The sequence below is a fragment of the Azospirillum picis genome (assembly GCF_017876115.1).
GTDB lineage: Bacteria > Pseudomonadota > Alphaproteobacteria > Azospirillales > Azospirillaceae > Azospirillum > Azospirillum picis.
The window spans coordinates 92,031-109,268 of record NZ_JAGINO010000014.1 but is presented as its reverse complement, the minus strand read 5'-3'; the positions used below and the strand labels follow the sequence as shown (position 1 = coordinate 109,268).

General features: G+C 69.1%; 17 protein-coding genes. 7 read left to right on the top strand and 10 right to left on the bottom strand.

Going from position 1 to position 17,238, the window contains the following annotated elements:
- Nucleotides 1-76 precede the first annotated feature (76 nt).
- Nucleotides 77-466 (bottom strand): hypothetical protein, encoded by a 390-nt coding sequence (locus J2850_RS18605; protein WP_246513202.1) that lies wholly within the window; start codon nt 464-466, stop codon nt 77-79.
- Nucleotides 467-565: 99 nt separating this feature from the next.
- On the bottom strand, nt 566-1,417 hold the full coding sequence (locus J2850_RS18600; RefSeq protein WP_209984463.1) for a glycosyltransferase family 2 protein: 852 nt from the start codon (nt 1,415-1,417) through the stop codon (nt 566-568).
- A 242-nt stretch (nt 1,418-1,659) separates the two neighbouring features.
- Here J2850_RS18600 and J2850_RS18595 point away from each other — a divergent pair, with 242 nt between their 5' ends.
- Nucleotides 1,660-2,286, top strand: coding sequence for an ATP-dependent Clp protease proteolytic subunit (locus J2850_RS18595; protein WP_209984461.1), 627 nt, complete (start codon nt 1,660-1,662; stop codon nt 2,284-2,286).
- A 110-nt stretch (nt 2,287-2,396) separates the two neighbouring features.
- Here the strand turns inward: J2850_RS18595 and J2850_RS18590 are convergent, their stop codons facing one another.
- Entirely contained in the window at nt 2,397-2,693 is a 297-nt protein-coding gene (locus J2850_RS18590; RefSeq protein ID WP_209984458.1) for a hypothetical protein, read from the bottom strand.
- 64 nt (nt 2,694-2,757) lie between these two features.
- A complete protein-coding gene (locus J2850_RS18585; protein ID WP_209984455.1) occupies nt 2,758-3,939 on the bottom strand; it encodes an OpgC family protein in 1,182 nt (393 codons plus the stop codon).
- Nucleotides 3,940-4,324: 385 nt separating this feature from the next.
- On the opposite strand from J2850_RS18585, the gene J2850_RS18580 reads away from it, so the two are divergent.
- A complete protein-coding gene (locus tag J2850_RS18580) occupies nt 4,325-5,281 on the top strand; it encodes a DUF2243 domain-containing protein (RefSeq protein ID WP_209984452.1) in 957 nt (318 codons plus the stop codon).
- Here J2850_RS18580 and J2850_RS18575 read toward each other — a convergent pair.
- On the bottom strand, nt 5,208-6,188 hold the full coding sequence (locus J2850_RS18575) for an RNA polymerase factor sigma-32 (RefSeq protein WP_209984449.1): 981 nt from the start codon (nt 6,186-6,188) through the stop codon (nt 5,208-5,210). The genes J2850_RS18580 and J2850_RS18575 overlap by 74 nt on opposite strands.
- 682 nt (nt 6,189-6,870) lie before the next feature.
- Between J2850_RS18575 and J2850_RS18570 the strand changes: the two genes are divergently transcribed.
- The 3 genes from J2850_RS18570 (at nt 6,871) to J2850_RS18560 (ending at nt 9,699) form a co-directional block, all read left to right on the top strand.
- Nucleotides 6,871-7,737: a cytochrome c oxidase assembly protein gene (locus J2850_RS18570; protein ID WP_209984446.1), complete on the top strand. Its 867-nt coding sequence runs from the start codon at nt 6,871-6,873 to the stop codon at nt 7,735-7,737.
- Between the two features lie 4 nt (nt 7,738-7,741).
- Nucleotides 7,742-8,896 carry a c-type cytochrome gene (locus J2850_RS18565; RefSeq protein WP_209984443.1) on the top strand — a complete coding sequence of 385 codons (1,155 nt, stop codon included), beginning with the start codon at nt 7,742-7,744 and terminating at the stop codon, nt 8,894-8,896.
- A gap of 140 nt (nt 8,897-9,036) precedes the next feature.
- Complete coding sequence (locus J2850_RS18560; protein ID WP_209984440.1) at nt 9,037-9,699, top strand: peptidoglycan-binding domain-containing protein; 663 nt, start codon at nt 9,037-9,039, stop codon at nt 9,697-9,699.
- 135 nt (nt 9,700-9,834) lie between these two features.
- Here J2850_RS18560 and kduD read toward each other — a convergent pair whose 3' ends face one another.
- From kduD to kdgT, 4 genes are all read right to left on the bottom strand, one after another.
- A complete protein-coding gene (gene kduD / locus J2850_RS18555; RefSeq protein ID WP_209984438.1) occupies nt 9,835-10,593 on the bottom strand; it encodes a 2-dehydro-3-deoxy-D-gluconate 5-dehydrogenase KduD in 759 nt (252 codons plus the stop codon).
- Nucleotides 10,594-10,608: 15 nt separating this feature from the next.
- Nucleotides 10,609-11,445 (bottom strand): 5-dehydro-4-deoxy-D-glucuronate isomerase, encoded by an 837-nt coding sequence (gene kduI, locus J2850_RS18550; protein WP_209984436.1) that lies wholly within the window; start codon nt 11,443-11,445, stop codon nt 10,609-10,611.
- A 70-nt stretch (nt 11,446-11,515) separates the two neighbouring features.
- Nucleotides 11,516-12,268, bottom strand: coding sequence for a 2-keto-4-pentenoate hydratase (locus J2850_RS18545; protein WP_209984433.1), 753 nt, complete (start codon nt 12,266-12,268; stop codon nt 11,516-11,518).
- A gap of 57 nt (nt 12,269-12,325) precedes the next feature.
- Complete coding sequence (gene kdgT / locus J2850_RS18540) at nt 12,326-13,339, bottom strand: 2-keto-3-deoxygluconate transporter (RefSeq protein WP_209984431.1); 1,014 nt, start codon at nt 13,337-13,339, stop codon at nt 12,326-12,328.
- 793 nt (nt 13,340-14,132) lie between these two features.
- Between kdgT and J2850_RS18535 the strand changes: the two genes are divergently transcribed.
- Nucleotides 14,133-14,450 (top strand): hypothetical protein, encoded by a 318-nt coding sequence (locus J2850_RS18535; RefSeq protein ID WP_209984429.1) that lies wholly within the window; start codon nt 14,133-14,135, stop codon nt 14,448-14,450.
- On the opposite strand, the gene hypF is transcribed toward J2850_RS18535, so the two are convergent.
- Nucleotides 14,420-16,660 (bottom strand): carbamoyltransferase HypF, encoded by a 2,241-nt coding sequence (gene hypF, locus J2850_RS18530; RefSeq protein ID WP_246513201.1) that lies wholly within the window; start codon nt 16,658-16,660, stop codon nt 14,420-14,422. The genes J2850_RS18535 and hypF overlap by 31 nt on opposite strands.
- A gap of 164 nt (nt 16,661-16,824) precedes the next feature.
- Here hypF and J2850_RS18525 point away from each other — a divergent pair, with 164 nt between their 5' ends.
- Nucleotides 16,825-17,058 (top strand): hypothetical protein, encoded by a 234-nt coding sequence (locus J2850_RS18525; protein WP_209984427.1) that lies wholly within the window; start codon nt 16,825-16,827, stop codon nt 17,056-17,058.
- The last annotated feature ends 180 nt before the right edge of the window (nt 17,059-17,238 follow it).

Here is a 17,238-nt window from a genome sequence, read left to right as displayed (position 1 = left end):
CAGGCACCAGGCACCGGGATCCTGCGGATAAGGCCTGCGGGAAAGCCCCCTTTTATGGCCGCCACATTGGAAGGCTTCAGGGAGCCGGCGAAGAGCGAAGCGTCTCGGTCACGGGGTCGTCGCGGACGACGCCATCGGAAACCGCCCTCCCAGCCGCCTCGGCCTGCGGCTTGCCGTCATCCAGTCGCCCGGCATGCATGGTCACCGTCCTGCCGCCGCACAGCGTCACCCAAAGATCGGCTGGTTCTCCGGCCTCGACGGTGCCGCCGCTCGCCAGCGGCCGCACCGCACCCCCTTCGAGGTCCAGCCCCGGCGCACAGCATGGTGCGTCGCCGGCAGGAAGCAGCGCGCGGATCCGGCCGTCCTCGATGCGGATGTCGCAGAATCCGCCGCAAACCTCCGCGTTCTTCAGCCAGAACCGTCCATTGGCGGGAATGCGGGCGAGGCAGCAGGTGGGAGCGCTCATGGGCTGTACCGTATCGGTCCGGCATTTGCGGCAATGGCGACAGGTCCAGGCTGACACAAAATGGTAAAGCAAAGCCAGCGGGAGCGTGGGCTCCTACCCTCACTCGCCGGCCTGCGACAGGAACTCCTGGAAGTTGGCACAGCGCCCCGCCTTGAAGGCGGCTTCGTAGGCGGCATTGCGTGCACGCTTGGCCGCGATGGCGCGTGTGAAGCGTTCCCGGATGCCAGGATCCGAGATGCCGAGCCCATCCTCGGCGAGCCGGTCCAGCACATGGCGGTAGCAGCGCTCCGCCCGCTCGCCGCTGTCGGCGGAAAAGGTGATGGACCCCGCCCGCTGGCGGTATTCGTAGAAGGGTTCCGGGACCAGCGGCACCGGTCCGGTGGCGTCCAGCAGGCGGACGTTGAACACGACGTCGTCGCAGAAGGTCACGTCCTCGTCCCAGCCCGGTGCAACGTCGCGCCGCAGCACCGGGAACATCGGGACCGAGGTCGCCAGGAACACGTCGGCGTCAACCTCGGCCGGCGCCCGCCCGTCCCCATACAGGCTACGAAGCGGCGAGCCGTCCTCGTCCCGCACGACGGCCACATTGTCGAAAGCCGCGCCGCGGTCGGATGCCAGGGGCACCAGGGTCGACAGCCGACCCGGCCTGAAGCGGTCGTCGGCGTCGAGAACGGCCACCATGTCCTGCCTCGCCGCCACCAGGCCGGCATTCCGTGCCGCCGGAGCCCCCGCCCCGATTCGGCCGGTATCGGTGAAGATCAGGCGCGGGTCGGCGATCCCGGCGTTCCGCAGCGTCGGACGGTAATCGGTACCGTCGTCGCTGACCACGACCGCCTCCCACGCGATCCAGTCCTGGGCCAACAGGCTCGTCACCGCCCGGACGATCGTGGCATGGGCGTGGTGGGCGGCGATGACCACCGACACGCCCGGTCCTGCAGCGTTTCTGGACATTTCGCCCTGTCCCTGTTCCGATACGGGCGAAGTGTGTCCGCCATCGGCGGATGGCGTCAACCGGTGGAGGCCGCAGCCGGCGGTCCGCGGATTTTGGGCTTCCGGACGTTGAACATGAAGCCCGGACGGGCTATGTGGTGAAGCAGGCAAGGCGCAAGCGGCAGCGGGCCGGACTGCGGGCAGCCCCCGCATGGTGTCCCGTTTCCGATATCCCGCTTCCGATACCAGGGAGAAGAACATCAATGGCGCAGGTCGGATACACCCGGTTCGACGATGAACCCGAAAAGGAACCGGACGAGAAGTCGAAGGAAAGCGCCCAGCCGCAGTTCGCCGCCGTGCAGCAGTCCCTGTTCAAGGCGCGCACGGTCCTGATCTTCGGCCAGATCGACATGAAGCTGGCGCAGGTCGTCTCCGCCCAGCTCCTGGCGCTTGCGCACGAGAGCGACGACGACATCACCGTCGTCGTGAACTCTCCGGGCGGCCATGTCGAGGCGGGCGACACCATCCACGACATGATCCGCTTTATCAAGCCGCGGGTTAAGATGCTGGGCACGGGCTGGGTCGCCAGCGCCGGCTGCCACATCTATCTGGCGGCGAACAAGGAAGACCGCTACTGCCTTCCGAACACCCGCTTCCTGATCCACCAGCCGCTGGGCGGGACGGGCGGCCGGGCGACGGACATCGCCATCGAGGCGAAGGAAATCATCCGCATGCGCGAGCGTCTGAACAAGATCATCGCGCGTGAGACCGGGCAGCCGCTGGAGAAGGTCGCGAAGGACACCGACCGGAACTACTGGATGCTGGCGGACGAGGCCAAGGAGTACGGCATCGTCGCCCACGTCATCAACGGCATGGACGAGCTGAAGTAACCGTCACGCTCCGTCCGTTAAAGGCAGGGCCTTCCCCCGATCGGGGGAAGGCCCTTTTTTCATGGCTCCGCCCGTAGCTTTCCGCCGCCCCGATACCGCGCGGCCGCGGGTCAGACCGAGAGATCGAGCAACGAGCCGCGCGGACGGTAGCCCTGGGCGTTCACCCTGGCGGAGAGCGCCGACGCATGGGTATCCACCGTCTGGGCGCCCTGGGTCGCAGTCTTCGCTTCCCGCGGCTGCTCGCCCTTGCCGGTGGCCTGGGGAGCATTGACGGTCTGGGTGCGCACCGTGGGCGCCGTCTGCTGGGCGGCCTGGACGGCGGGGGACATGGCGATTTGCGCCGCGGGCGTAAGCTGCGGTGTCGGCTTCTGCGTCTGGTATGACGGTATGGCCGGGTTGATCTGCATGGATGAATTATGCGCCCGTGCTGCGCGGGATTCAAGCCGCCGAGCCGTAGCTTGCCGCCGCCACTTACGGAGCTTCCGCGATCGGGGCCGTGCCCGCCATCGGCACGGCGGCCGTCCTGCTGCGCCGGAGCCGGCGGCGCTCCAGCACGACCCCGGTCATCAGCAGCAGGGCGATCCCGCCCAGGTTCACGGCCAGCACCATCGGCAGACCGCCGCCGGTCATCAGCAGGACGGTGCCGGCGATGGCCAGGACGACACCCAGGCAGAAGACCGGAAGCGAATGCCGGCCGCAGGCGGCCAGCAGCCGGGCCGGAGCGGACGCCAGCCAGCCAGCCTCCCGCGGCACCAGCAGCGCCGCGAGGCAGGCGAGCGCGAGGAAATGAAGCAGCCGCATCGGTCCCAGCGTGTGCTTTCCGGCCCAGGGAATGGTCTCCGACGGCAGCCATGCGTGCAGCCCCTCCGGCACCACCGAGCGGCCGAGGTCCGAGGCGGCGCCCTTCCAGATCGCCATGCCTGCCACCACCGCGGTGGCGGCGGCGAGCAGCAGCCGCAGGATCCAGGCCGATCGAAGCGGCTCCAGCCGGCCACTCCGCACCAACAGTGCCAAGGCCGTTCCCAGGAAGAAGACGCATTGCCAGGCGAGAGGGCTGAAGTTCCACCCCCCCTGCCACAGGTTGGGAGGCGTCAGTTCCGGAACCGCCTGCGCCGCCAGATAGAGCACCACGGACGCCGCGACGGCTGCCATGCCGAAGCGGGCGTAGGACCACAGGAACAACGGCGCCGCCGCGACCAGCAGGATGTAGAGCGCCAGGATATCGAGGGCGAAGGGCAGGTAGGCCAGCACCACATGGGCGGCCATCGCCATCAGCGGGCTGTCGAACAGCGGGGCGAAGCTGGCGAGGCGGTTGGATGCGGTCATCGGCAGGTCTGCGACGAAGACCGCCAGGGCGACCACGAGGGCGCATACCAGCATGGTGGCGATGTTGGCGCCCCAAAGTTGCCGGCAGCGCAGCAGGGCCTTGCGCTGGCAGGCGGCGAAACCCTGCTTCGCCAGGACCGGTCCATAGGCCAGCGCCACCGCGTACCCGGAGATGAAGACGAAGATCTCCGCCGAGTCCGACGGGCCGAACCGTCCCGGCGTCACCTTGGCGAGCGGATTCCCGCCGACATGATTGATGAAGATGATCAACAGGGCCATGCCCTTGAACAGATCGAGCCGGACGTCGCGGGCCTGACGGTCATGCATCGGCCGTGCTTCTCCTGGTGTCTGGTGATCCTCAACCCTTGCCCGCCGAGGAGGCGCGGAAGGGTGGCGATGGCCGCCGCCGCGTTTGCCACTGCGATCGCCGCGGACGTGCCGGAAGGCCCACGCGGGACGGAACCGGGTGGGCCTCGGCGACGGCTTATGACCGGTGGCAGGAATCCGTCGCCGGCGATGTAGCCCAGGATGGCCATTTTCATCGGACGTGTGGCCGGCGCGTTCGGGGTTCCTTCGAACGCGGCAGATTCCGGGAAAGGTGTTACGCCCTTCTCGCTCCAGGATACGGCCGGGCGGAGGGGGCAGCAGGAACCGTCCCGGCTGCGTGCTGTTGGATCGCGGAGCAAGACACCATGCGGGGGAACGCAACGCCATGCCCACCGCCGGCCACTCCAGCGCCACCAACGGTCGGATGACGTCGCCGCTGTCGGCCGCGGACCGACCGCGAGGCGCCCGACGCCTGTGGCTGGCAGGCGGCTGCCTGGGTTTCGCACTCGGCGGCTTCTTCGACGGGATCCTGCTGCACCAGATCCTGCAGTGGCATCATCTGCTCTCCGGGCTGGCCAGCCCCGCCTTCGCCGACATCCGCGTGCAGATCCTAGCGGACGGGCTTTTCCACGTGCTGATGTACCTTATCGCCGTGGTCGGCCTGTGGCTGCTCTGGCGCGGCCGTGTTGCCCTGTCCGGCACCGGTCGCCGAGGCGGGCATGAGATTGCCGGCTGGGCGCTGGTCGGTTTCGGGAGCTGGCACATCCTGGATGCTCTGCTGTCGCACTGGCTGCTGGGGATCCACCGCATCCGCATGGATGTCGAGAACAGGCTGTTCTGGGACCTGCTGTGGTTCGCCGTTTTCGGGATCGCCGTGGTTGCCGTCGGCCTGTGGATGGTGCGGAGGGACCGAACCGGTCCGGATGGCGGTTCGGGCAACGGCGGTTCCGGCGAGGCGGCAATGCCGGATCATCGGCGACGGACGGTACCGCTGGCGCTCGTCACGGCGGTGCTGGTGGCGGGACCGGTGGCGGCGCTGCCACCGGCCGGCGGCGACATCACGGCGCTGGTGCTGTTCCGTCCGGGCGTCGGCCCTGCCGAGGCGCTTGGCGCGGTCGTGTCGGTGAACGGGCGCCCGGTCTGGAGCGACCCGACCGGACAGCTCTGGGCGTTCGACCTGCCCGATGGCGGCAGCACGCTGCCGCTTTACGGCCGGGGAGCCCTGCTGGTCGGCAACGGCCTGCTTCCGGCCGGCTGCCTGAACTGGTTCAGGAGCGGCCAGGCTTCGCTCGCGCCTGCTCCGTCTTCTGCGACGCCTTCCGTTTCCCCGGCCGTGCTTTGACGGAGCGAGGGGCCGGCTGTGGCGGCGACGGCCGCTGTTGCCCTGCACGGCTGGACAGCAGCGCCTTGCGCAAGGTCTGCATCGCAGCCGCCTCGATCTGGCCGATGCGCTGGCGCGACAGGTTGAAGCGCCGGCTGAGTTCGTCGGCGGTCACCGGTTCGTCGAGAAGGCGGCGGGCGACCAGGATCTGCCGATCACGTTCGGTCAGCTTCTCCAGGCCAAGCGCGATCAGGCGCTGATTCCGGGTCCTTTCCTCGGCTTCGGCGAGGACGGTTTCCTGGTCGTCACGGTCGTCGGCCAACAGGTCCTGCCACTCGGTCTCGCCTTCCTCCCCGATCGTCGCGTTCAGGGAACGGTCGGAGGACAGGCGGCGGTTCATCTCCACCACCTCCCGCTCGGGGAGATCGAGCTCGGCAGCGATCGCCGTCGCCGCATCCGGGGAAAGGTCGCCGCTGTCCAGTTCGTCGAGCCTGGCCTTCAGATGGCGCAGGCCGAAGAACAGGGTACGGTGCGCGCTGCTGGAGGCGATCTTCACCACGGACCAGTTCTGCAGCACGTAATCCTGGATCGCTGCCCGGATCCACCAGTGCGCATAGGTGGAGAAACGATAGCCCTTGTCGGGATCGAATTTTCGCGCGGCGCGCATCAGGCCGATGTTGCCTTCTGCGACGAGATCGGCGAGCGGAAGGCCGTAGCGGCGGAAGCGCTTGGCCACCCCGACCACAAGCCGCAGATGGCCGCCGATCAGACGGTCGAGCGCCTTCGCATCGCCCTGGTCGCGCCATCGCCGAATGAGGTGTCCCTCGTCCTCGGCGGACAGATAGGCGTACCGACGCATGTCCCGCAGGTAGAGCGACAGCGGTTCGGCAGGATGGTCGGCGATGGATGAATGGTTCCGGTTCGGCATGGAAACTCCCTGCCCCGAACACCCGTCGCTCCGCGAAGCCGCCTGTCCGCCGGTCCGGTCAGCCGCAGGCCGGAACGGGCGGACGGACGGCGGGCGGCCCGGAGCCGGCCGTTGCCGCGCTGTCGCGCAGACTATGGCGTGAGCTGCGCGGGAACCGCTGCATCATCACGCGGGATCAAGGTTATCGGGGGCGGTGCTAATGTGGGCTGGCAGCCAGCCGAATCAAGCCTCCACCGCGTTGACCTTGTTTGGTCACTGCGGTCCCTCCGGGGGATGCTGTCGGGGGGCGGGCGTGGAGCGGGCGGTGACGAAACCGCGCAGCAAGTCCATGTCTCCGATACATATGTTAACAAGGAGTTGATCGACTTTCTTAAGCTAGATTCTGAAGGCTGTGTCATCTTGAGCTGCAACGTCAAAGATGCCGTCTTACACCCGCCATCTTCTGCTCCGGCGGCATTCGGCAGCCGTTCGGGACGGGCATAGGCGCATCGACGCCATCCGGCACTTTCTGGCCTCCGCTCCCCCGCATGGTGACGGCTTCCGAGCGCCTGCGATCCCCGTCCTTCCCCTGCCCAAGTCCGTCACGGCGCGGCCGGGCGGGAAACGGCGGCCGGGCCGGGAACAACCCGCAGGCCCGCTCATTGGACAGGGTGGAGACACCCGCAGCCAGCGAGGCCAAGCCATGCCGACCGACGCCTTGCCCGTCGTCCCCTATTGCGGTGCGCCACCGGTGCCCGAGTCGCTGTGGACCGCCTGGAACGGCGATCCGCTGCTTCTCGCCGCCCTTGGCGCCGGGGCCGCGCTTGCTGGGCTTGTGGCGCTGCGTCCGGCCGCCGGCGGCCAAGCCACGCGGAGCCACCAGCGCTGGTGCTTCGCCGCCGGCTGGCTCGTGCTGGTCGTCGTCTTCGTGTCACCCTTGTGCAACCTCACCTCCGCCCTGTTCTCCGCCCGTGTCGTCCAGCATCTGCTGACCGTCCAGCTCGCCGCGCCGCTGTTCGTGCTGGCTTGGCCGGCCGGTGCCCTGCGCCTTCCGCGATGCATGGCGCCGGCGGTCCGCCTGCTGGCCCGTCCGCTGGCCGTGCCGGAACTCGCCTGGGCGCTCTTCGGTATCACCCTGTGGGTTTGGCACCTTCCGGGTCCCTACATGGCGGCATTGGCCAGCGACCGCGTGCTCTGGCTGATGCATGGTACGCTGTTCGCTGGTGCCGTCGCGGCATGGCGGAGCGTGCTGGCGCCGACGGACACGGCCATGCGCCTGCGCGGCCTGCTGGCGGCGTTCGGCACCTCGGTCCATCTGGCGATGCTGGCGGGGGTGCTGATCTTCGCCGGCGCGCCGCTCTTCTCCTACCATCTCGCCACGACGGCCGCCTGGGGCCTCTCACCGTTGGCCGACCAGCAGCTCGGCGGATTGATCATGGGGGTCGTGGGCGCCCTCGCCTATGTCGGCCTGAACCTGGCGGCTGCCGCCCGCTGGCTGATGCGCGCCGGCTCGGAGGCGCCGTCTCCCGCCCCTGCCGCCCGCCGCCTTCCTCACGCCAGGGCGGGCTGAGCGCATGCGCACGTTGAAGACCCTCGTCCTGGCCGGACTGGCGGCGGCGGTGGGCGGGCTTCTGTTCGCTTGGTCCGGCCTCTACAGCGTCGCGGCGACCAAGGAGCATTTCATGCCGGTCGAATGGTTCTTCGAGATGGCGATGCGCAGCTCCGTCCGGACGCACGCGTACGCCGTGACGCCGCCGGACAACCTCGACGATCCGGCGATGATCGAGCGCGGCGCCGGCCATTACGAGGACGGCTGCGCGCCCTGCCACGGCGCCCCGGACGCCCCGCGCAACCCCATCTCCCGCCACATGATGCCGGAGCCGCCCTACCTGCCCGACGAGGTCGCCGCCTGGAAGCCGAAGGAGCTGTACTGGATCACGCTGCACGGCATCAAATATGCCGGGATGCCGGCGTGGCCGGCGCAGCGGCGCGACGACGAGCCGTGGGCGCTCACCGCCTTCCTGCTGCGGCTCGATCGTATGGGTGCCGAGGAGTACCGCCGGCTCGCCTTCGGCCCCGTGGAGGGCGACGAGCACTCCCGCGTCACAGAGTTGAACGGGCCGGCCGACGAAACCCTGCGCTACTGCGCCCGTTGTCATGGCCGCGACGGCAACGGCCGCGACAGCGGCGCCTTCCCGCGGCTGGCCGGGCAGTCCGCGGACTATCTCTACGAATCGCTGCGCGCCTATGCGGCGGGGACACGCTACAGCGGCTTCATGCAGCCCGCCGCGGCCGGGCTGGACGACGGTGAGATGCGCGCGCTGGCCGAGCATTTCGCCGCCCAATCTCCCGTTCAATCCCCCGCTGCCGGCACGCCCGGACCGGGTGAAGGCGACGAGCCGCTGCTGGAAGTCGGGCGAACGATCGCGGAGGACGGCGATCCCAGCGGCGGCGTTCCCGCCTGTTCAAGCTGCCACGGAAGGGACGGCAACGGCGCCGCGCATGCCCGTGATCCGCGCTATCCCTCGCTCGACGGGCAGCATGCCGGCTACATCGAACAGCAGCTTCGGCTGTGGCGCGACGGTTCGCGGGGCGACAACGCCCTGTCCCGGATCATGGGGGCGGCCGCCCGCCGCCTGACCGACGACCAGATCCGCGCCCTATCCCTCTATTACGCCAATAGGCCGCCAGTGCGGGCTACGGTGGAAGGGGTAGGCAGAAAATCCTGACCTGGTGTCAGGGAACAAGCCGGGCGCCTAATAATTGTTGTCTGTATGACCCAGCTGTCGCTTGCCGTGCGGCGGGACAGTAAATGCCGCAGGGGCGGCGGGTCGCCAACATCGAAGCTTTGTCGAGAAGGATGGCTACCATGCGTGGGATTCCGAAGATCGTCATGACGGCCTCTGCCGCCGTAGCCCTGTTCGCGCTGAGCGCCTGTGGCAGCACCGACAACCAGCGTACGGCGACGGGCGCCGGCAGCGGCGCCCTGGCGGGCGCGGTGGTCGGCGGCCCGGTCGGCGCCGTGGTGGGCGGTGGCGTCGGCGCCGTCGCCGGCAACAGCATGGACGAGAGCCTGGGCAAGAAGACCGACCGCCTGACGAACCAGGCTGCCAAGGAGATCGACGAGCGCACGGACGGGACGTCCAGCACCAGCTCGCGCCGCGGCTCCTCCGCGATGGGCCATGACCGTGTTCGCGCCATCCAGGAGGCCCTCAACGAGCGCAACAGCGGCAGCGACATCGCCGTCGACGGCAAGTGGGGGCCCGGCACCCGCCGCGCGCTGATCGAGTTCCAGCGCAACAACGGCCTGACCGCCACCGGCCGCGCCGACCGTGAGACGATGGCCGCTCTCAACCTCAGCGGCCACCAGGGCACCTCGGGTACGACCCGCACCCAGAACGGCACCCCGTCGTCTGGCACGTCCGGCAGCATGCAGAACGGCACCGGCACGATGGACAACGGCGGCACGATGAACAACAACGGCATGCCGTCGGGCAGCCAGACCGACAACAAGGCCGGCAGCAACCAGTAACCGGCGAAACCGGCCACCGCCCTGTGGGGGGTGGCCGGGTCGCCCGCCGATGGCTTTGGCGCCCCTCCTCCCTGGCGGAGGAGGGGCGTTTCCCCATGTCTACCCGGTAGCGTCTACTGGGCGGCGTCTGCCGGGTCAGCGCGCCAGCCAGCCGCCGTCGACGGGCAGGATGGTGCCGTGGACGTAGTCGGACGCGTCGGAGGCCAGGAACACCGCCGGGCCGCCGAGATCGCTCGGCTCGCTCCAGCGTCCGGCCGGGATGCGGCCGAGAATCTCGGCGCTGCGCTGAGGGTCGGCGCGCAGGGCCGCGGTGTTGTTGGTGGCGACGTAGCCGGGGGCGATGGCGTTGACGTTGATGCCCTTCCCCGCCCATTCGTTGGCCAGCATCTTGGTGATGCCGGCGACGCCGCTCTTCGACGCGGTGTAGGAGGGCACGCGGATGCCGCCCTGGAAGGACAGCATCGAGGCGATGTTGACGATCTTGCCCTTGCGCCCCCCGGCAATGGCATAGCGCCCGAACGCCTGGCAGAGGAAGAAGACCGTCTTGAGGTTGATGTTCATCACCGCGTCCCAGTCGGCCTCGGTGAAGTCGACGGCGTCGGCGCGGCGGATCATGCCGGCGTTGTTCACGAGGATGTCGAGTTGGCCGAGGCTGCCGACCGTCCCGTCCACGAGGCCGGTGACCGGCTCGATGCTGGTGAGGTCGGCCAGGATGCCGTGGAACTTGCGCCCGGCCGCCTCGACCAGCGCCTTGGTTTCGTCGAGCGGAACGATGTCCACAGCCGCGATGTCGGCGCCGGCGCGGGCGAGCGCCACCGCGATGCCCTGGCCGATGCCGGTGTTGGCGCCGGTGACCAGCGCCACCTTGCCGGACAGGTCGAATGGGTTGCTCATGGTTCTGGTCTCCGTTCAGCGCAGGGTGGACAGGGGCACGGCGTCCATGTCGTCAAAGGTCTGGTTGTCGCCGGCCATGGCCCAGATGAAGGTGTAGTTGTGCGTGCCGACGCCGCAATGGATCGACCAGGGCGGCGAGATCACCGCCTGCTCGTTCGCCATCACGATGTGGCGGGTTTCTTCCGGACGGCCCATCAGGTGGAGGATGCGGGCGTCCTCGGGCAGGTCGAAGTAGAAATAGACCTCGCTGCGTCGCTCATGCGTGTGGCACGGCATGCTGTTCCACATGTTGCCGGACTTCAGCATGGTCATGCCCATGACGAGCTGCGCGGTGCGGCAGACCTCCGGATGGATCATCTGGTAGATCACGCGCTCGTTCGAGGTTTCACGGCTGCCGAGCGGGCGCTGCTTCGCCTGGGCGGCCGAGATTTTCATCGTCTCGAACCGGGCATGGGCGGGGGTGCTGGCAAGGTAGAACTTTGCGGGCCGGCTGCGGTCCAGGCTCTCGAACTGCACGGATGCGCTGCCCTGGGCGACATAGAGGGCATCGCGCGGGTCCAGGTCGAACCGGGCGCCGTCCACGGTGACGCGGCCGGGGCCGCCGACATTGTAGAGACCGAGTTCCCGGCGTTCCAGGAAGCTGTCCGTTCCGATCTCCTTGGCCGATTTCAGTGGGACCGGGCCGGCGACCGGCATGACGCCGCCGACCAGGAAGCGGTCGACGTGGCTGTAGGTCAGGATGGTCTGGTCCGCCTCGAACAGCGTGTCGACCAGGAAGCGGTCGCGCAGGGTCCGCGTGTCGTAGCCGCGCAGATCGTCCGGATGGGACGCGTATCGAACGTCGATTTTCATCGGAAGCTCCTCTCTCGGTGGGCGATCCCACCAGTGTGTCCGGTGTCCGGACCGCGTCGCCGCGACCCGCTCACGCCACGGTCAGTTCGATCGGGCCGAGATCGGCGAAGCGGGCGACGCTGCGGCTGCCGGGCTGAATGAAGACGGTGCCGGTGCAGGAGCCGGTGGTCACGGTGTCGCCGGCATGCAGGCCGCCGAAGGCGCGCGACCCGACATTGGCCAGCCAGACCAGCAGCCGGACCGTATCCACCGCGCTGTTGCCGCCGACCACGTCGACCACCACCCTGCCGTCGACGGCGAGCGTCAGCCGCTGCTTGGCCGGGTCGATCAGCCGCCAGTTCGCGACCGACGGCCCGACGATCAACGCGCCGTGGTTGGCCTGGTCGGCCAAGTGGCTGAGCGGATCGAGCGAGCCGTATCTGGCGAAGCGCGTGTCGCAGATCTCGAAGCCGGGATGGACCGATCCGACGGCATCCAGGACCTCCTCGCGCGTCCAGGGCTCGTCGCGGAGCGGCAGGTCGCGGGCGAAGCGGTAGACGACCTCGGCCTCGATGCCGATGACGTTGAACATGGCGGCCGGCAGCCGCCCGGTGTCGAAGAACAGGGTGGCGGCGTTGATCGGGGCGCAGGACGGTTCGGCGTCCGGGCCGGCAGCGCCGACCTTCCAGGCGGTGACCGGCCCCAGCCGGCGCGCCACCCCGGCCTGGATCGCGTAGGCGTCGTCGAGGTTGGCGGGAAGCGCCGAGTCGGGCAGCGCGTTCAGCGGCTGTCGGTTGCGGCGGGCGGCGAGCAGCGCCTCGACGGCTTCGGAAAGGTTGGTCATCGGCTGTTCCTCGGATCGGGGGCGGGCGCCGTCAAGCGTCCGCCGGCAACGACCGCCTCACTCGGCGGCTGCGATTTCGAGCGCCGCCACCTTGGCGGCCTCGGCGGCCAGGTAGCGGGGCGACAGCACGCCGAAGCGCCGGGCCCACCAGGCCGTCAGGATCGGAGTCAGAAGGGCGGTGACGACGACGCTGGTGGCGATCAGGGCGGTCGCCGCCGGGGCGACCGGGGCGAAGGTCGGTTCGATCGAGGCGATGATCGGCGGCACCGTCACCGCCGCCCCGGCCGTCGAGGCGGCGCCGATCCCGGCGGTGCCGTTGCCCTTGGCCAGCAGGATGTCGGCCAGCACCAGCATGGTGCCGGTGACGGCGATCACCGTCAGGCCGAGCACGATACCGAGCAGGCCGGTGTTCAGGATCGTCGTGAAGTTCAGGTTGTTGCCGAGCGCGAAGGCGAAGAACGGCACCATGACGCTGACGCCCTGGGTGAAGAAGGCGCGCAGGTCCTTGTCGAGGTTGCCCAGCGCAAAGCCGATCAGGAAGGGCAGCAGCGCGCCGACCATGGTCTGCCACGGGAAGGCCGCGAGCCCGGCGACGCCCAGCGTGACCATCGTCATGAACGGGCCGGATTCCAGGCACATCAGGCAGAAGGCGCCGGCCTCCTCCTTGGTGCCGTACTGCTGCATCAGCGCCATGTACATGCCGCCGTTGGTGTCGTTCATCACCGCGATGATCGCCAGCACCGACAGGCCGGAGAAGAAGCCCGACGTGATGCCCTCGGTCGGGATGAACCAGGAGGCGATGATGCCGGCCGCCGCCGCGGTCAGGATTTTCACCGAGACCAGCACGCCGCTCTTGCGCAGGACCAGCGGCGTCGCCTTCAGGCTGATGCTGGCGCCGATGCAGAAGAACCAGACCGACAGGATCGGCAGCGTGCCGGTGATGAGGCCGTTGGTGAAGGACCCGAAGAACTTGCCGGTCCCCGGCGCCAGCGTGTTCAGGCAGGCGCCGAGGAACAGCGGGACGATCATCATCCCGCCGGGGATGCGGTCGATCCGCGATTTGATGTTCATGTCTGGTGCTCCTTTGGGCGGGCGACCGGGCGTACGGGCGGCGCCGACCGTGGGTCGGGCGCCAGTCATCCGCGGATGCCGATGGTCGCTGCGGGAATTCGTCCGGCTTGCCGGAACGGGGCGTGATCTCGATGCCGCAGCCGTGGCGGCCGGAAACCGGACCGCTCAGCGCGGGAGGCGGTGCGTGCTGCCCGGTCGCTTGCGGCGACGGCAATGGTCGCCGGCGACCTGGCCGCATCGGCAAGCCGCATTGTCTTCGTGCAGGGTCATGGAACTGCCCCCAGGCTCGCGGCCGTTGGCGCCGCGACTGCTCGTGCCGCGTCGTCCGTCATGGCCGCGCATCAGTCATCAACTTCAATACTAGTATACTAGTTATCAGGCAAGCATGATCCATCCGTTGCAGCCTGTCTGGACAGAATGTCGCAGACGCCGGGGGAGGTTGGCGGTCCTTCCGGTGATGCCGCAGCCGTGACCGCCGCAAGACAAGCCGCGCAGATCGGCTGGTCAATATTTGCTGCAGTGCAATAAAAACTATGGCCGGCAATGCGGACGTTTTATGCGAATGCACGGCCTGCCCGGTTCAGGCTTCCCGATCTCTCATTAGGATCGGGACCGGAATTGTTCCAAGACAGCGCCGGGTGCCGGCTGCCGGCCGAGCCGCAACGTCCAAACAGCCTCCAACCCGCTGGATCGCTTGAAATGTTCCCCATGCGTTCCCATCTGTACGAGGTTCCGAAAACAGACGGGAATCCATGATCGGCGCCGCCCCTCGGGAGTGCGGCAGGAGGATGCCATGCCCTATTTTCCCACCATCGAGTTGACGCCGCAGGTGACGATGCTACTGGCCCGCGGCGCGCTGACGCTGAACCCCGGCCAATGGGTACGGGGCGAAAAGGGCAGAGGCCGTTTCCTGCGCACCGACCCGCGGACCGGCACGCCCTGTGTCAGTTGGCTGCGTCCGGGCGACGATTGGGAAAGCGCCTCGCAGCGTTTCCATCGGGCCTGCCGCAAGGGCTATGTCGGCAAGTACCGCCGTCTCTACGAGGTGGACAAGGCACGCCGGACCGTCGCCCTGCCCTCCTACAGCGCGAAGGAAGCCGCCCACGCCTGACCGAGGCTGAGCCCGCCGTCGTTGGCGGGTGCCAGCCGCGGCAGCAGCGCGTCGATCCCGGCATCCTGGAAGCCCGCGGCCAGCGTTTCCGCCAGCACGGCGTTCATCATGCAGCCGCCGGACAGCACCACCCGGCGCAGGCCACGGGCGCGAAGCTGCGGCAGCGTCCAGTCGAGCAGCGCCGCCGCCAGCGTCCCATGGAACAGCTCGGCGCCCTCCGACGCATCCCTGGCGGACAGCAGCCGCTCCAGCAGCGGCGTCAGGTCGAGCTGTGTCCCGTCGATGCGCCAGGCACCTGCCGCCACCTGGGGCCTACGGACCAGGGATTCCAGCGCCATCGGCGCTTCACCCTCGAAGCCGGCGAGGCTGCGGATGCCGAGCAGGCCGCAGGCGGCGTCGAACCAGCGGCCGCAGGAGCTGGTGAGCGGGGCATTGATGCCGCGTTCGATCATCCGCCGCACCCCCTCGGCCGGGCCATGCCCGCCGAACCGCGGCACGATTTCCTCGGCGCGTCCCATGCGGACGAGTGCGGCTGCGGCCATGCGCCAGGGCTGGCGCGCCGCCACGTCGCCGCCGGGCTGGGCGAGCGGCGCCAGATGGCCGAGCCGTTCGGCAAGCGCGCCCTCGACGAGCAGCATCTCGCCGCCCCAGGATCCACCCCCCTCGCCCAGTCCGAAGCCGTCCAGCGCCAGACCCAGCGCCGGGCCGTCCACCCGGTGTTCGGCCATCACCGCCGCGACATGGGCGTGGTGATGCTGCACCGGTACGGCGGGCAGGCCGGTCCGCTCGGCGAACCGGGTGGAGTGGAAATCGGGATGGAGGTCATGGGCGACGGCGGCCGGTGCCACCCCAAGGACGTGGAGCAGGTGCTCGACGGTTTCCTCCAGGAAGCCCAGCGTCGATGCGTTGTCGAGATCGCCGAGGTGCTGCGACAGGAACGCCTCGTCGCCACGGGTGACGCAGATCGTCGCCTTCAGGTGCCCGCCGACCGCCAGGATGGGCGGCACCGGCCGTGCCAGCCTGATCGGTTCCGGCACATGGCCGCGCCCGCGCCGCAGGAAGGCCGGCGCGCCGCCCAGCTTGCGCACCACCGAATCATCGGCGCGGACGACGATGTCGCGGTCATGGTCGACGATGAGATCGGCGATGCCGGCGAGCCGCTGCCGTGCTTCGGCGTTGCCGATGGCGAGCGGCTCGCCACCGGGGTTGGCGGAGGTCATGACCAGCGTCAGTTCCTGCGGCACGCCCAGCCAGCCGGTGGCGTCGGGACGCCCGGCCGCCTCGTGGAACAGCAGGTAATGCAGCGGCGTGTAGGGCAGCATGACCCCAAGCCATGCAAGACCGGGCGCGATGTCGGGGGCAAGCGCCGGCCCGTCCGGCCGCCGCCGCAGCAGGACGATGGGGCGCGCCACCCCTTCCAGCAAGGCCCGTTCGTCCTCGTCGATCCGAACGTGGCGTTCCGCCGACGGGGTGTTGGCGACCATCAGCGCGAACGGCTTGCCGTTGCGCTGCTTGACCCGCCGCAGCCGTTCCACCGCGTCGGCCCGCGTCGCGTCGCAGGCGAGATGGAAGCCGCCCAACCCCTTGATGGCGACGATCAGCCCGCCGCGCAAGGCGGCCAGGATGATCTCCGGCGGATGCGACAGGCGCGGGCCGCAGGCCGGGCAGGCGACGGGCTGGGCGTGGAAGCGGCGGTCGGCCGGGTCTTCATACTCGGCGCGGCAATCGGGGCAGAGCGGGAAGCCCGCCATCGCCGTCTGGGGCCGGTCGTAGGGAAGCCGCCGGGTGATGGTATAGCGCGGGCCGCAATGGGTGCAGTTGAGGAAGGCGTAGCGGTATCGGCGGTCGGCGGGGTCGAACAGCTCCGCCAGGCAAGCCGGGCAGACGGTGGCGTCCGGCCCGATGCCGGTCGCCACGGCGCCGGTGGCCTCGCTGTGACGGATGGCGAAGCCGACCTCCGCCGGATCGGCGTCCACGGCTTCGGGCTCCACGGCATCGATGCGGGCGAGCGGCGGTGCCTCGCCAGTCAGGGCAGCGAGGAAAGCCGTGGTGGCGATGCCCTGCACCTCGATCAGCACGCCCTGCGGGTCGTTCAGCACCCAGCCGGTCAGGCCGAGGCGGCGGGCAAGCCCATGGACATGGGGGCGGAACCCCACCCCCTGCACCCGCCCGCGCACCCGGATCCGCAACCGGACCATGTCGTCACCCATCGCTGTCGTCATCCCTATCGGCCTTGCCCGGTCCGACCGATCCCTGCCGAGGCCGTCCTCCGCATCCTATCCCTCTCATTGAAGGGCAGAAGGGATTTCGCAACGTTTCCGTACCGCCGCGGTTGAAGGGAGGGCATTCGCGGAACCGGAACGGAGACGCCGTCATGAGCGCAGGCAAGCATGAGAAGACCGACAAGCCGACCGATGCCGACCTGAAGACCAATCCGCAGATCGGCGGCAGCAAGGGCGCACGCGCAGCCGGCATGACGCCCGACGACCTGGACCTCGCCCAGGGCGAGACCACGTTCGAGGGCGATATCGAGAACCAGACCAACGACAAGGGCGGTGTCGACAAGCCCTTCCGCGACACCGCACCGCTGCGGCCGCGTCAGGCCTGAGCCGACCGGCTCCCATCGCAATGAAGAATGGCGGCGCCGGAAACGGCGCCGCCATTCTTCGTTCGGTTCACTCCCGCCCCTGGCGGGGCGAAATCCCTTCGACGATCGGTACTGAGCGTTTGTGACGGCGCCCCCGAACGTGACGGCCGGAGGGTGGCGTTGTTGGCGTGGGGACGGGTG

Bases quoted from the DNA above. Each gene is read 5' to 3' on its own strand.
- J2850_RS18605 (WP_246513202.1), bottom strand. From the start codon at position 466: ATGAGCGCTCCCACCTGCTGCCTCGCCCGCATTCCCGCCAATGGACGG.
- J2850_RS18600 (WP_209984463.1), bottom strand. From the start codon at position 1,417: ATGTCCAGAAACGCTGCAGGACCGGGCGTGTCGGTGGTCATCGCCGCC.
- J2850_RS18595 (WP_209984461.1), top strand. From the start codon at position 1,660: ATGGCGCAGGTCGGATACACCCGGTTCGACGATGAACCCGAAAAGGAA.
- J2850_RS18590 (WP_209984458.1), bottom strand. From the start codon at position 2,693: ATGCAGATCAACCCGGCCATACCGTCATACCAGACGCAGAAGCCGACA.
- J2850_RS18585 (WP_209984455.1), bottom strand. From the start codon at position 3,939: ATGCATGACCGTCAGGCCCGCGACGTCCGGCTCGATCTGTTCAAGGGC.
- J2850_RS18580 (WP_209984452.1), top strand. From the start codon at position 4,325: ATGCCCACCGCCGGCCACTCCAGCGCCACCAACGGTCGGATGACGTCG.
- J2850_RS18575 (WP_209984449.1), bottom strand. From the start codon at position 6,188: ATGCCGAACCGGAACCATTCATCCATCGCCGACCATCCTGCCGAACCG.
- J2850_RS18570 (WP_209984446.1), top strand. From the start codon at position 6,871: ATGCCGACCGACGCCTTGCCCGTCGTCCCCTATTGCGGTGCGCCACCG.
- J2850_RS18565 (WP_209984443.1), top strand. From the start codon at position 7,742: ATGCGCACGTTGAAGACCCTCGTCCTGGCCGGACTGGCGGCGGCGGTG.
- J2850_RS18560 (WP_209984440.1), top strand. From the start codon at position 9,037: ATGCGTGGGATTCCGAAGATCGTCATGACGGCCTCTGCCGCCGTAGCC.
- kduD (WP_209984438.1), bottom strand. From the start codon at position 10,593: ATGAGCAACCCATTCGACCTGTCCGGCAAGGTGGCGCTGGTCACCGGC.
- kduI (WP_209984436.1), bottom strand. From the start codon at position 11,445: ATGAAAATCGACGTTCGATACGCGTCCCATCCGGACGATCTGCGCGGC.
- J2850_RS18545 (WP_209984433.1), bottom strand. From the start codon at position 12,268: ATGACCAACCTTTCCGAAGCCGTCGAGGCGCTGCTCGCCGCCCGCCGC.
- kdgT (WP_209984431.1), bottom strand. From the start codon at position 13,339: ATGAACATCAAATCGCGGATCGACCGCATCCCCGGCGGGATGATGATC.
- J2850_RS18535 (WP_209984429.1), top strand. From the start codon at position 14,133: ATGCCCTATTTTCCCACCATCGAGTTGACGCCGCAGGTGACGATGCTA.
- hypF (WP_246513201.1), bottom strand. From the start codon at position 16,660: ATGGGTGACGACATGGTCCGGTTGCGGATCCGGGTGCGCGGGCGGGTG.
- J2850_RS18525 (WP_209984427.1), top strand. From the start codon at position 16,825: ATGAGCGCAGGCAAGCATGAGAAGACCGACAAGCCGACCGATGCCGAC.